This window comes from Saccharopolyspora sp. NPDC002578, assembly GCF_053592695.1.
Genome location: NZ_JBSFWJ010000057.1, coordinates 14187 through 29142 on the forward strand (window position 1 = coordinate 14187; position 14956 = coordinate 29142).

Consider the following 14956-nt stretch of genomic DNA (forward strand, 5'->3'; position numbering starts at 1 on the left):
TCAGTCGGTCTCGACGTCCGGTCTGGTGGCGCCGTCCAGCGCCGCCTGCACCAGGTCGTCCAGGGCCATGTCATCGATCGAGTCGTCGGTGTCGTCGCCGTCCGAGCCCTGCTGCTCGTCGGTGAGGCTCAGCAGCGAATCGAGCACTCCGGAGTCCCGCAGCCGCGACAGCGGGAGTTCCGCCAGCAGCCGCCGGATCCGCGCGTCCTCGTCGCCGGATTCGGCCGGGTCGTTCCCGTCCACGCCGAGTTCGGCGAGCAGGTGCTCGGCGAGGTCGGCGGGAGTCGGGTGGTCGAACACGAGCGTCGCCGCCAGGCCCAGCCCGCTCGCGGTGCCGAGCCGGTTGCGCAGCTCCACCGCGGCCAGCGAGTCGAACCCGAGGTCGCGGAACGCCCGGTCCGGGCCGACGGCGTCGACCCCGGCGTGGCCGAGGATCTCCGCGCTGTGCTCCCGCACCAGGTCCAGCAGCACGTCCCGGCGCCGGGCCGGGGGCAGTTCGGCGAGCTCGTCGCGCAACGACCCGGCGGCGACCGCGGCCACCGCGGGTGCGGCGGTCTCGGCGTGGCCGGGCAGTTCGCGCAGCAGCGGGCTCGGCCGGGTCGCGGTGAACGTCCGGGCGAACCGGTCGCTCACGGCCGCGACCAGCGGTGCCGGTTCGGCACCGGCGGCCAGTTCGGTGAACGCCCGCAGCGCCAGGTCGGGGCGCATGACGTCCACGCCGCCGCGCTGGGCGCCGCTCTCGGCGTCCTGCCCGGCGGCCATGCCTTCGCCACCCCAGGCGCCCCACGCGATGGAGGTCGCGGGCAGGCCGTGGGCCTGGCGCTGCTCGGCGAGCGCGTCGAGCACCGCGTTGGCCGCCGCGTAGTTGGCCTGCCCGGCGTTGCCCACCGCGGCCGACGCCGAGGAGAACAGCACGAACGCCGCCAGGTCGTGCTCGCGGGTGAGCTCGTCGAGCAGCAGCGCGGCGCGCACCTTGGTGCGCAGCACCGCGTCGAACCGGTCCGGGGTGAGCCCGTCGAGCACGCCGTCGTCGAGCACGCCCGCCGCGTGCACCACGCCGGTCAGCGGGTGGTCGGCGGGGACGTCGGAGAGCACCGCTTCGAGCTGGTCGCGGTCGGCGACGTCGCAGGCCTCGATCGCCGCGGTGGCACCGAGTTCGGCGAGGTCGTCGCGCAGTTCCTTGGCACCGGGGGCGTCGATCCCGCTGCGGCTGAGCAGCACCAGGTGCTGCGCGCCGGTTTCGGCGAGCCGGCGGGCGACCTGCGCGCCGAGCGCGCCGGTGCCACCGGTGATCAGCACCGTGCCGGTCGGTTCCCACGGCCGCTCGGGGCGTTCCGGCGCGGGCAGCAGCCGCCGCCCGAACGCGGCGCCGGAGCGCACCGCCACCTGGTCTTCGCCGTCGTGCCCGGCGAGCACGGCGCCGAACCGGGCGGTGATCGCGTCGTCGAGCTCGGCGGGCAGGTCGACCAGCCCGCCCCAGCGGGCCGGGAGTTCGAGCGCGGCAACGCGGCCGAGGCCCCACACCCCCGCCTGCGCGGGGTTGGCAGGCGCCTCGGAGCGGCCGGTGGCGACGGCACCGCAGGTGACCGTCCACAGTGGTGCGTCGATGCCCGCGTCACCGAGGGCTTGCAGCAGGGTCGCGGTGCGTCCGGGGCCGTCGGGCACGGTGTTGCCGGTGTCGGCGGTCGCGAGCACCGACACGACGCCGGAGACCCGCAGGCCGCGGAACCGCTCGGCCCAACCGGCCCGGTCCGCGCCCGCGACCTCGACGCGGGTCACGTCACCGAGCGGGTCGAGCAGCGCGTCCGCCCAGGCCCCGGCGCCGCCTTCGGGCAGCACCGCCAGCCACGTGCCGGACGGCCGCCCGGACAGCCCGGTCAGCGGCTTCCAGCCGAACCGGTGCCGCCACGAGTCCACGGTCGCCTGGTCCTGGTGCTGCCGGCGCCAGCCGGACAGCGCGGGCAGCACCTCGGAGAGGGCGTCGCCGGGCACGTCCAGCTTCTCGGCCAGCGAGGCGAAGTCGGCGTCGGCCACGGCGTTCCAGAACTCCTCGTCCCGGCCCGCCGAAGCGCTCGCGACCGCGGGGGCCTCGGGCTCCGGCCAGAACCGGTCGTGCTGGAACGCGTAGGTGGGCAGGTCGATCCGGCGCGCGCCGGTGCCGTCGAAGAACTCCCGCCGCAGCGGCACCGTCCCGCCGACGTGCAGCCGGGCGAGCGCCGCGACGAGCGATTCCTCCTCCGAGCGGTCCTTGCGCTGTGCGGGAACCACCTCGGCCGCACCGTCGAGCGTGCCCGTGACCAGCGCGGACAGCACCGAGTCGGGGCCGATCTCGCAGTAGGTCCGGACGCCGCGGCCTTCGAGCGCGCGCACCCCGTCGGCGAACCGCACGGCCTGGCGCACGTGGTCCACCCAGTAGGCGGGGTCGCACAGCTGCTCGGTGGTGGCGAGCTCGCCGGTCAGGTTGGACACGACGGGGATCGCCGGGGCGTCGTAGTCGACGTCCCTGGCGATGCGGCCGAAGTCCTCCAGCATGGCGTCCATCAGTGGTGAGTGAAACGCATGACTGACCCGCAAACGCCTAGTCTTGCGACCGTCGGCGGTGAAGCGCTCCGCGATCTCCCGCACACCGCCCTCGTCCCCGGCGAGCACCACCGAGTCGGGACCGTTGATCGCGGCGAGCGAGACGCGGTCGGTCAGCAGCGGCGCGACCTCGTCCTCGGTGGCCTGCACCGAGATCATCGCGCCACCCGCGGGCAGCGCCTGCATCAGGCTCGCCCGCGCCGCGACCAGCTTCACCGCGTCCGGCAACGAGAACACGCCCGCCACGTGCGCGGCGGCCAGCTCACCGATGGAGTGGCCGGTGAGGAAGTCCGGCCGCACGCCCCAGGATTCCACGAGGCGGAACAGCGCGACCTCGAACGCGAACAGCGCGGGCTGGGTGCAGCCGGTCTCGTCGAGCAGCGCGGCTTCGGCCGTGCCCGGCTCGGCGAACATGACCTCCCGCAGCGGGCGGTCCAGCACCAGGTCGAAGTGCGCCAGCACCTCGTCGAGCGCGGCGGCGAACACCGGGAACCGGGCGTGCAGCTCGCGGCCCATCCCGGCGCGCTGGCTGCCCTGCCCGGAGAACAGCAGCGCCAGCTTGCCCGGCTTGGCCCCGGTGCCCCGCAGGACGTTCCCGGCGGTGCCGCCGTCGGCGAGCGCGGTGAGCCCGGCCAGCAGTTCGGCGCGGTCCCCCGCGAGCACCGCGGCCCGGTGCTCGAAGTGGGAGCGGGTCGTGGCCAGCGAGAACGCCAGGTCCGGCAGGTCCGCAGCGGTGCCGACGAGGCGTTTCGCCTGCGCCCGCAACGCTTCCGGGGTGCGCCCGGAGAGCACCACGGGCAATGCGGCCGGTGTCGCGGTCGGCTCCGGGTTCCGCTGCTCGACGGCGGGGGCCTGTTCGAGCACCACGTGGGCGTTGGTGCCGCTGGCGCCGAACGACGACACCGCGGCGCGGCGCGGGCGGCCGGTGTCCGGCCACTCGGTGGCCGCGGTGAGCAGCTCGACCGCGCCCGCCGACCAGTCCACGTGCGTGGAGGGCCGGTCCACGTGCAGCGTCTTCGGCAGCACGCCGTGCCGCATCGCCAGCACCGTCTTGATCACTCCGGCGACGCCGGAGGCGGACTGGCTGTGGCCGATGTTGGACTTCACCGATCCCAGCAGCAGCGGGTGTTCCCGCTCCCGCCCGTAGGTCGCCAGCAGAGCCTGCGCCTCGATCGGGTCGCCCAGCGAGGTGCCGGTGCCGTGCGCCTCGACAGCGTCCACATCGGACGCTTCCAGGCCCGAACCGGCGAGCGCCTTGCGGATCACCCGCTGCTGGGACAGCCCGTTCGGCGCGGTGAGCCCGTTGGAGGCGCCGTCGGAGTTGATCGCCGAACCGCGCAGCACCGCGAGCACCTCGTGCCCGTTGCGCTGTGCGTCGGAGAGCCGCTCCACCACGAGCATGCCGACGCCCTCGGACCAGCCGGTGCCGTCGGCGGCCTCGGCGAACGCGCGGCAGCGCCCGTCCGGGGACAGCGCGCCCATCTCGCCGAACTCGACGAAGCCCACCGGGGTGGACATCACCGTCACACCGCCCGCGAGCGCCACCGAGCACTCCCCGGAGCGCAGCGCCTGCACCGCCTGGTGCAGCGCCACCAGCGAGGACGAGCACGCCGTGTCCACGGTGACCGCCGGTCCTTCCAGACCGAGGGTGTAGGCGAGGCGGCCGGAGATGAGGCTCGCGGACTGCGCGGTCTGCGCGTGCCCGACCTGGCCCGCCGGGGGCCGGTAGTCGCCGGTGCCACCGCCGACGAACACGCCGGCGTCGGTGCCGCGCAGCTCGGCCGGATCGATGCCCGCGCGCTCCCACGCCTCCCAGGCCGCTTCGAGCACGATGCGCTGCTGCGGGTCCATCACCATGGCCTCGCGCGGCGAGATGCCGAAGAAGCCGGGGTCGAAGTCGGCGACGTCGTAGAGGAATCCGCCTTCCTTCGTGGCCATCGACGCGAGGTCCCAGCCGCGGTCGGTGGGCGCGGCGCCGATGGCGTCGGTCTCCTCGACGAGCAGCCGCCACAGGTCTTCCGGCGAGCGGACGCCACCCGGGTAGCGGCAGCTCATGCCGACGATCGCGATCGGATCGTCCGCGGCGCCCACCCGCGCCGGTGCGTCGGCCACGGCCTGCTCGCCGGTGAGCTCGGCGAGCAGGTGCGCGGCGAGCGCGGTCGGCGTGGGGTGGTCGAACACGAGCGTCGCGGGCAGCGTCAGCCCGGTCCGGGCGCTGAGCGAGTTGCGCAGGTCCACGGCCGTCAGCGAGTCGAAGCCGAGGTCGCGGAACGCGAGGTCCGCCTCCACCGCGTCGGCGTCGGCGTAGCCGAGCACTTCGGCGGCGGCGGAGCGCACGAGCGCGAGGACGTGCTCGGCGCGGTCCGCCTCCCGCAGCGCGAGCAGCTCGTCGCGCAGCGAGGAGGTGTCGGCGGCACCGCTGGTCTCCAGGGCCCGCGCGGCGGCGGGGATCTCGTCGAACAGCGCGCTGCGCCTGCCGGCGGTGGCCGCGGGGGCGAACTTCTCCCAGAGCACGTCGGCGACGACCAGCGAGCTCTCCGCGCCGCCGAGGGCGTGACCGAGCGCGGTGACGGCCAGGTCCGGGGCGAGCGCGGGCAGCCCGTTGGCGCGGCGGTGCGCCGCACCGGAGTCCTCAGCGGACTCCCAGGCGCTCCACGAGATCACGAGCGCGGGCAGCCCCTGCGTCCGCCACTGCGCGGCGAGCGCTTCGAGCCGGGCTCCGTCGGCGGCGGCGTCCCGCTGGCCGCGCACTCCCCACGTGGTGGCGATCGAGGACATCAGCGCGAACGCGTCCACGTCCCGGTCGGCCAGCAGCGCGGCCAGGCCCTCGGCCTCCTCGACCGGACCGGTGTGGATCACGGCGGTGAGCGGCACCTCGCCGAGCGCCGCGGCCAGCGCGTCGCCGTCGGCGAGGTCGCCGTCCAGGACGGTCGCGGCCGGGTCCTCGGTGGTGCGGATCAGGTGTTCGGCGCCGTTGTCGGTGAGCCAGCGGCAGATCCGGTCGGCGGGTTCGCCTGCACCGGTGACCAACACCGCGCCGTGCGGGCGCCACGGCGCGCCGGTGGCCGGTGCGGGCACCAGCCTGCGCCCGTAGGCGCCGGAGGCGCGGACCGCGACCTGGTCCTCCGGCCCGGCGAGCACTCCCGCCAGCCGGTCGGCGGCGCGCGGATCGACCGCCGCAGGCAGGTCGATCAGCCCGCCCCAGCGCTCGGCTTCCTCCAGCGCGATGACCCGGCCCCGGCCCCACAGCGCGGCGGCCTCGGCGTCGGGGACCTCGGCGCGGCCGACGGCCACGGCGCCCCGGGTGAGGCACCACAGCGGCGCGGTCACGCCCGCGTCGGCGAGCGCGCTCAGCAGCGCCTCCGGGTCGGTGCCGGGCAGCGCCACGGCCGCCGCGTACCGGTCGTCGAGCTCGTGGAGGTCGTCGCCGACCTCCACGACGTCGGCGCCGGGCAGCGCGGCGGGCACGGCGGTGTTCCAGTCGGTGCCGCGCTCCCCCGCCGGGACCAGCACCAGCCACGGGCCGGTGCCCGCGCGGGCGGGTCCGATCGGCTTCCAGGTGATCGCGTGGCGCCACCCGTCCACGACGGACTTCTCGCGCCGGTTGCGGCGCCAGGTCGACAGCGCGGGCACCAGTTCGGACAGCGCTTCGCCGTCCAGCGCCAAGGTGCCCGACAGCGATTCCAGGTCCTCCCGCTCGACGGCGGCCCAGAACTCGGCGTCCACCGGGTCCTCGGCCGTCCGCCGCACGGCGGGCTCCGGCCAGAACCGCTCCCGCTGGAACGGGTAGGTCGGCAGCCCGACGCGCCGGGCCTCGGTCCCGGCGAAGAACGCCTCCCAGTCGATCGGCGCGCCGTGGACGTGCAGCCGGGCCAGCGCGGTGGTGAGCGCGACCTCCTCGCCGCGGTCCTTGCGCAGCACGGCCACCACCGGTTCGTCGGTGAGGACCTGCTGCGCCATCGCGGCGAGCACCCCGTCCGGGCCGAGTTCCACGAACCGGTTCACCCCGGCATCGCGCAGGGCGCGCACGCCGTCGGCGAAGCGGACGGGGCGGCGCACGTGGCGCACCCAGTACTCGGGCGAGCAGAGCTCCGCCGCGTCGGCGACGGCGCCCGTCAGGTTCGACACCACGGGGATCGTGGGCGCGGAGTAGGTGATCTCGGCGGCGACCCGGTAGAAGTCGTCGAGCATCGGGTCCATCAGCGGTGAGTGGAACGCGTGGCTCACGGTGAGCTCGCGGACCTTGCGGCCCAGCTCGGCGAAGTGCTCGCCGATGCGGCGGGCGGCGTCGGCGCCGCCGGAGACGACGACCGCCTCCGGTCCGTTGATGGCGGCGATCGCCACGTCACCGGTCAGCAGCGGGGCGACCTCGTCCTCGGTGGCCTGCACCGAGACCATCGCGCCGCCTTCCGGCAGCGCCTGCATCAGTCCGGCCCGCGCGGCGACGAGCTTCACGGCGTCCGGCAACGAGAACACGCCCGCCACGTGCGCGGCGGCGAGCTCACCGATGGAGTGGCCCGCGACGTGGTCCGGGGTGAGGCCCCAGGATTCGACGAGGCGGTAGAGCGCCACCTCGATCGCGAACAGCGCCGGCTGGGTGCGGCCGGTCCGGTCCAGCAGGGCCGCGTCGGCGCTGCCGGGTTCGGCGAACAGGACTTCCCGCAGCGGGTGCTCCAGTTCGAGGTCCAGGTGCGCGAGCACCTCGTCGAGCGCGGCGGCGAACACCGGGAACCGGTCGTAGAGCTCGCGGCCCATCGCGGCGCGCTGGCTGCCCTGGCCGGAGAACAGGAACGCGGTGCGCCCGCCGGGGCCCTGGTCGACGCCCCTGGCCACTTCGGCGGCCCCGGCCGGGCCCGCCAGCAGCACGGCGCGGTGGCGCAGCGCGGCGCGGCCGGTGGCCAGCGAGTAGCCGACGTCCACTGTGGACAGATCGGAGTCCAGCGCGGTGAGCCGCCGGACCTGGTCGTCCAGCGCGGTCTTCGACCGGGCGGACACCGGCCACGGCACCACCTGCGGGCGCACCCGCGGCGCCGCGCGCTCGGTGTCGAGCTCCGGGGCCTGTTCGAGGATGACGTGCGCGTTGGTGCCGCTGACGCCGAACGCGGACACCCCGGCCCGGCGCGGACGGCCCGGCTCCGGCCACTGCTGCGCCTCGGCGAGCAGTTCGACTCCGCCGGAGCTCCAGTCCACGTGGGTGGTGGCGGTCTCGGCGTGCAGCGTCTTGGGCAGCAGCCCGTGGCGCATCGCCAGCAGCACCTTGACCACTCCGGCGACGCCCGCGGCGGCCTGGGTGTGGCCCAGGTTCGACTTGATCGCGCCGAGCCGCAGCGGCTCCTGCCGGTCGCGGCCGTAGGTCGCCAGCAGCGCCCCGGCCTCGATCGGGTCGCCGAGGGTGGTGCCGGTGCCGTGCGCTTCGACGGCGTCCACGTCGGCGGCGGTGAGGCCCGCGTCGGCGAGCGCCTGGCGGATCACCCGCTGCTGCGACGGCCCGTTCGGCGCGGTGAGCCCGTTGGAGGCGCCGTCCTGGTTGATCGCGCCGCCGCGCACCACGCCCCACACCTCGTGGCCGTGGCGGACGGCGTCGGAAAGCCGTTCCAGCACGAGGATTCCCACGCCCTCGGCCCAGGCGGTGCCGTCGGCGTCCGCGGAGAACGCCTTGCACCGGCCGTCGGGGGCCAGGCCGCTCTGGGTGCTGAACTCCACGAAGGAGTCCGGCCCGGACATCACCGACACGCCACCGGCCAGCGCCAGCGAGCACTCGCCGGAGCGCAGCGCGCCCGCCGCCCAGTGCAGCGCGACCAGCGAGGACGAGCAGGCGGTGTCCACGGTGACGGCGGGGCCTTCCAGCCCGAGCGTGTAGGAGAGCCTGCCGGACATGACGCTGGCGGTGTTGCCGGTCGCGACGTGGCCGGCCACGTCGGCGGCGGCGTCGCGCAGCAGCTGCGGGTAGTCCTGGCCGTTGGTGCCGACGAACACGCCGGTGTCGCTGCCGCGCAGCCGGTCCGGGTTGATCCCGGCGCGTTCCAGGGATTCCCAGGTGGTCTCCAGCAGCAGCCGCTGCTGCGGGTCCATCGCCAGCGCCTCCCGCGGGGAGATCCCGAAGAACGGGGCGTCGAAATCGGCCACGCCGTCGAGGAACCCGCCTTCGCGGGTGGCCGAGTCACCGGCGGCGAGCGCGTCGAGGTCCCAGCCGCGGTCGGTGGGGAACGACGTGATCGCGTCGGTGCCGTCGGCCAGCAGCGCCCACAGGTCCTCCGGCGAGCGCACACCGCCGGGGAACCGGCAGCCGATGCCGACCACGGCGATCGGGTCGTCGTCGGCCGCGCGGGCGGCCACCGCCGGACCGGCGGCGGGCAACGAGCCCAGCAGCTCCGCGAGCAGGAAGTCCCGCAGCGCCAACGGAGTCGGGTGGTCGTAGACCAGCGTCGAGGGCAGCGCCAGCCCGGTCGCCGCGGTGATCGCGTTGCGTAGTTCCACCGTGGTCAGCGAGTCGAAACCGAGGTCCTGGAACGCGCGGTCGGCGGCCACCTCGGTGGCGTCGGAGTGGCCGAGCACGGCGGCGACCTGCCCGAGCAGCAGGTCGAGCACGACCTGGCCGCGTTCGGCGTCGGGCAGCTCCACGAGCCGCGAGCGCAGCCCCTGCTCATCGGGCGCGGCGGCGGGTTCGGCCTGCGCGAGCGCGCGGACCTGCGGGATCTCGGAGATCAGCGCGCGGGCCGAGGTGAACGCGGCGGCGAACCGCTCCCAGTCGATGTCGGCGACGGCGAGCGTCGTGTCGTCCTGCTCCAGCGCCCGGCGCAGCGCGGTGATCGCCCGCTCCGGCGCCATCGGGTCGAACCCGCCCCGGCGCACCCTGCTCTGCACGGCGGCGTCGGCCATCCCGCCCTCCGCCCACGGGCCCCAGGCGATCGAGGTGGCGGTGCGGCCCGCCGCGCGCCGGGTCTCGGCGAGCGCGTCGAGCGCGGCGTTGGCGGCGGCGTAGTTGCCCTGCCCGGCGGCGCCGAAGGTGCCCGCCGTGGAGGAGAACAGCACGAACGCGTCGAGCTCCGCCTCGGCGGTGAGCTCGTCGAGGTGCCGCGCGGCGACGACCTTCGAGCGCCACACGGCGGTGAACCGCTCGGGGGTCAGCGCGTCGAGCACGCCGTCCTCGACGACCCCGGCGGTGTGGATCACCGCGCGCAGCGGGTGCTCGGCGGGGACGTCGTCGAGCACGGCGACGAGCGCGTCCCGATCGGCGGCGTCGCAGGCCGCGATCGTGACCTCCGCGCCCAGGTCGGCGAGTTCCGCGCGCAGCTCCGCCGCGCCGGGCGCGTCCGGTCCGCGTCGGCTCAGCAGCACCAGGTGCTCGGCACCGGACCGCGCGTAGAGCCGCGCGACCCGCCCGCCGAGACCACCGGTGCCGCCGGTGATGAGCACGGTTCCCCGTGCGGTGAAGGGCTTTTCGTCCTCGGCGGCGATGGGTGCGGGCAGCAGCCTGCGGGCGAACGCGCCCGACGGCCGCACCGCCACCTGGTCCTCGGGGCCGCCGAGGACCGCGGGGAGCCGGTCGAGCGCGTCGAGGTCGACGTCGATGAGGCCGCCCCAGCGGGCGGGCCGTTCGAGCGCGACGACGCGGCCGAAGCCCCACAGCGCGGCCTGCGCCGGGTCGGCGGGAACCTCGGAACGGCCGATGGCGACGGCGCCGCTGGTGAGGGTCCACAGCGGGGCGTCGATCTCGGCGTCGGCAAGCGCCTGCACGGCGGTGGCGGTCAGCAGCAGGCCCGCGGGCACCTCCGGCTCGTGCGGCTCGGTGTCCCACGCCAGCAGCGAGACCACTCCGGCGAATCCCGCCCCGGAGTCCGGGAATCCGGCGTCGACGGCCTCGGTGCGCAGCCGCCAGGCCAGCTCGGCGCGGTCTGCGCGGTGCACCTCGACGCGCACCGCGTCCGCTCCGAGCGCGGCCAGCACCCGGGCGGTCGGTTCCGCGTCGCAGGCCTGCGGGGTCAGCACCAGCCACGGTCCTGCGGGCGCGGCGTGCTCGGCGCGCACGGGGCGCCACGCGGTCCGGTACCGCCAGGAGTCGGCGGTGGCGGACTCGTGGCGCTTGCGCCGCCACGCCGACAGCGCGGGCACCATCGCCTGCACGGTGTCGCCGTCCAGGTCCAGCGTGGAGCTCAGCGCGCCGGTGTCGGCGCGTTCGACGGCGGACCAGAACTCGGCGTCCACCGGGTCGGTCGCGGCCTCGGCGGCGACGGGTTCGGGCCAGAAGCGCTTGTGCTGGAAGGCGTAGGTCGGCAGGTCCACCCGGCGCGCGCCGGTGCCCGCGAAGTACCCGTCCCAGTCGACCCGCACACCCGCGACGTGCAGGCGGGCCAGCGCGGTGGTGACGGCCTCGGTCTCGTCGCGGTCCCGGCGCAGCGCCGGTTGCAGCACCGCGTCCTCGGCGACGCTGCCGCGCGCCATGCCGCAGAGCACGCCGTCGGGCCCGAGTTCGAGGAACGTGCGCACCCCGGCGTCGGCCAGCCACCGGGCGCCGTCGGCGAAGCGCACCGCGCCGCGCACGTGCGCCACCCAGTGCTCGGCGCTGCCCAGCTGCTCGGCGGTGGCGAGCTCACCGGTCAGGGTGGACACGATCGGGATGGCCGGGTGGTGGTAGGTGAGCGATTCGGCGACGCGGCGGAAGTCGTCGAGCATCGGGTCCATCAGCGGCGAGTGGAACGCGTGGCTCACCGTGAGCCGCTTCGCCTTGCGCCCCGACTGCTCGAAGTGCTCCGCGACCGCCACCGCCTCATCGGCGTCGCCGGAGACGACGACGGACTCCGGGCCGTTGATCGCGGCGAGCGAGACCCGTTCGGTCAGCAGTGGTGCGACCTCGTCCTCGGTGGCCTGCACCGAGATCATCGCGCCGCCCTCGGGCAGCGCCTGCATCAGCCTGCCGCGCGCGGCGACCAGCGCGCACGCGTCGGGCAGCGACAGCACCCCGGCGACGTGCGCGGCGGCGAGCTCGCCGATGGAATGCCCGGCCAGGTAGTCCGGACGCCGGCCCCACGACTCGACGAGCCGGAACAGCGCCACTTCCAGCGCGAACAGCGCGGGCTGGGTGCAGGCGGTGGAGTCGAGCAGGGCGGCGTCGGCGCTGTCCGCCGCCGCGAACAGGACGTCGCGCAGCGGGGTGTCGAGCTCGGCGTCCAAGTGCGCCAGCACGTCGTCGAGCGCGTCGGCGAACACGGGGAAGCGGGCGTAGAGCTCGCGGCCCATGCCGGGGCGCTGGCTGCCCTGGCCGGTGAACAGGAAGGCGACCCGCAGGTCCCCGGATGCCTTGCCGCGCACCAGGTTCCCGGCCGGGGTGCCGTCGCGCAGGGCCGCGAGCCCGCGCCGCAGCTCCGCCGGGTCCTCGGCGATCACCGCGGCCCGGTGCTCGAACCGCCCGCGCCCGTCGGCCAACGAGAACGCGAGGTCGGTCAGCGCGAGCTCGGAACCGTCCACGTGGGACAGCAGCCGCTCGGCCTGGGCGCGCAGCGCGGCTTCGCTGCGGCCGGAGAGCACGGCGGGCACGATGCCCGCCTCCGGAGTCGGCTCCGGTTCCTCCACCGGCGGCGCCTGCTCCAGGATGGTGTGCGCGTTGGTGCCGCTGAGCCCGAACGAGGACACCGCGGCCCGGCGCGGGCGGCCCGCCTCCGGCCACGGCACCTGCTCGCCCAGCAGCTCGATCGCGCCGGAACCCCAGTCCACGTGCGAGGACGGCTCGTCGACGTGCAGCGTCTTCGGGACGGTGCCGTGCCGCAGCGCCTGCACCATCTTGATCACGCTGGCGACGCCGGAGGCCATCTGCGCGTGCCCGATGTTGGACTTGATCGACCCCAGCAGCAGCGGGTTGTCCCGCTCCTGGCCGTAGGTCGCCAGCAGCGCCTGCGCCTCGATCGGGTCGCCCAGCGCGGTGCCGGTGCCGTGGCCTTCGAGCACGTCGACCTCGGCGGGCGCGATGCCCGCGTTGGCGAGCGCCGCGCGGATGACGCGCTGCTGCGACGGCCCGTTCGGCGCGGTCAGCCCGTTGGAGGCGCCGTCCTGGTTGATCGCCGACCCGCGCACCACCGCCAGCACCGGGTGCCCGTTGCGGCGCGCGTCGGACAGGCGCTCCACCAGCACCAGGCCGATGCCCTCGGCGAGGCTCATGCCGTCGGCGGCCTCGGAGTACGCCTTGCACCGGCCGTCGACGGCCATCGCGCGCTGGCGGCTGAAGCCGATGAACGCGCTCGGCGTGGACATCACCGACACGCCGCCGGCCAGCGCCAGCGAACTCTCCCCGTTGCGCAGCGACTGGCACGCCAGGTGCAGCGCCACCAGCGAGGACGAGCACGCGGTGTCCAGCGTGACCGCCGGTCCCTCCAGGCCGAACAGGTACGACACCCGCCCGGACAGGATGCTGGAGAGCGCCCCGGTGATCATGTGGCCTTCGGAGCCGTCCGAGGCGTGGGCGTTGTAGTCCTGGTAGCTCGCGCCGATGAACGCCCCGGTGAGGCTGCCGCGCAGCGATGCCGGGTCGATGCCGGCGCGCTCGAAGGACTCCCACGCGGTTTCCAGCAGCAACCGCTGCTGCGGGTCCATCGCGAGCGCTTCGCGCGGGGAGATGCCGAAGAACTCCGCGTCGAAGTCGGCCACGTCGTGCAGGAACCCGCCCTGCGTGGAGTACGTCTTGCCCTGCCGGTCCGGGTCGGGGTCGTAGATCCCCTCGGCGTCCCAGCCGCGGTCGGCGGGGAACCCGGAGATCACGTCCGCGCCGCGCAGCACCAGGTCCCACAGCCGCTCCGGCGAGTCGACCCCGCCCGGGTAGCGGCAGCTCATGCCGACGATGGCGATGGGCTCGTCGTCGACGGGCCGCACCGCGGTCGTCGTGGCGGTGACGGTGGCACCGGCGATCTCGGCCCGCAGGAACTCCACCAGCGCCAGCGGGTTCGGGTGGTCGAAGACCATCGTGCTCGGCAGCGTGAGCCCGGTAGCGGCGGCGATCCGGTTGCGCAGGTCGACGGCGGTAACCGAGTCGAACCCGACGTCGCGGAACGCGCGCTGCTCGCCGAGCGCGTCGGAGGAGGTGTGCCCGAGCGCGGTCGCCGCCTCGGAGCGCACCAGGTCCAGCAGCATCCTGCTCTGCTCGGTGGCGGGCAGCGCGCGGATCCGGGCGGCGAACTCGCCGCCCGCGACGGTGCCGGTCTGCTCGGCCTGCTGCTGCTCGATGCGGCGGACCTCGGGGATCTCGCCGAACAGCGCGGTGGGCCGGGCCGCGGCGAACACCGGGTAGTAGCGCTCCCAGTCCACGTCGGCGACCGCGAGCGCGGTGTCGTCGTGGTCGAGGGCGCCGCGCAACCCGGCGAGCGCGAGCTCCGGGTTCATGAACACGAGGCCGCTGCGGCGGATAGCGTCCGGGTCGACGCGGCCGAGCTTCTGGTCGTCGGCCCAGATGCCCCACGACACGGAGGTGGCGGGCAGGCCGCGCGCCCGGCGGTTCTCGGCGAGCGCGGCCAGGTAGGCGTTGCCCGCGACGTAGGCGGCGTGCTGCCCGCTGCCCCACATCCCGGCGGTGGAGGAGAACAGCACGAACGCGTCGAGCTCAGCGGGGAGCAGTTCGTCGAGGTGCTGCGCGCCGACGACCTTCGCCCGGAGGACGTCGGCGAAGGACTCCGGGGTTACCTCGTCGATGGCCTGCAGGCCGATGAACGCCGCGGTGTGCAGCACGGTGCGCACGGTGCGACCGTCGGATTCCAGCCGTGCCAGCAGGTTCCGCACCGATCCCCGGTCGCCGAGGTCGCAGGGCAGCATCTCCGCGGAGGCGCCCAGTTCGGCGAGCTCGTCGAGCAGCTCGGTCGCGCCGGGCGCGTCGGCGCCGCGGCGGCTGGTGAGCACCAGGTGCTCGGCGCCCTGCTCCGCCAGCCAGCGCGCCAGGTGCGGGGCGAGGGTGCCGGTGCCGCCGGTGATCAGGGTGGTGCCGCGCGGGCTCCAGTCCTTCGCGGGCGCGCGGTCCCCGATGGGGGCGCGCACGACGCGGCGCGCGAACACGCCGGAGGCGCGCAGGGCGAGCTGGTCCTCGGTCGAGGAGGCCAGTGCGGACGCGAGCCGCTGCCCGGCGCGCTCGTCGAGCTCGGCGGGCAGGTCCAGCACGCCGCCCCAGCGCTGCGGGTGCTCCAGCGCGGCGGTCCAGCCGAGGCCGTGCACCTGCGCCTGGACGGGGTTGGTGACCTGCTCGGAGCGGGTGGTGGCGACGGCGCCGCGGGTGAGCGCCCACAGCGGGGCGTCGATCCCGTCGAGCGCTTGGACCAGGCTCACGCTCAACGCGAGGCCGAGCGCGAGTTCGGGGTGCGCGGTGCTGGGCCGCTCGGCGAGCGCGAGCAGCGACACCACCCCG

Annotated in this window: 1 protein-coding gene (running past one end of the window); it reads right to left on the bottom strand. The window is 75.5% G+C overall.

The window, feature by feature from the left end; translation table 11 throughout:
• Positions 1-14956 carry the 3' portion of a type I polyketide synthase gene (locus ACWD38_RS23030; protein ID WP_450124883.1) on the bottom strand. It continues 12773 nt past the right edge of the window, so 14956 of the gene's 27729 nt are visible here — the last part of the coding sequence; the start codon falls outside the window, past its right edge; it ends in the stop codon at positions 1-3.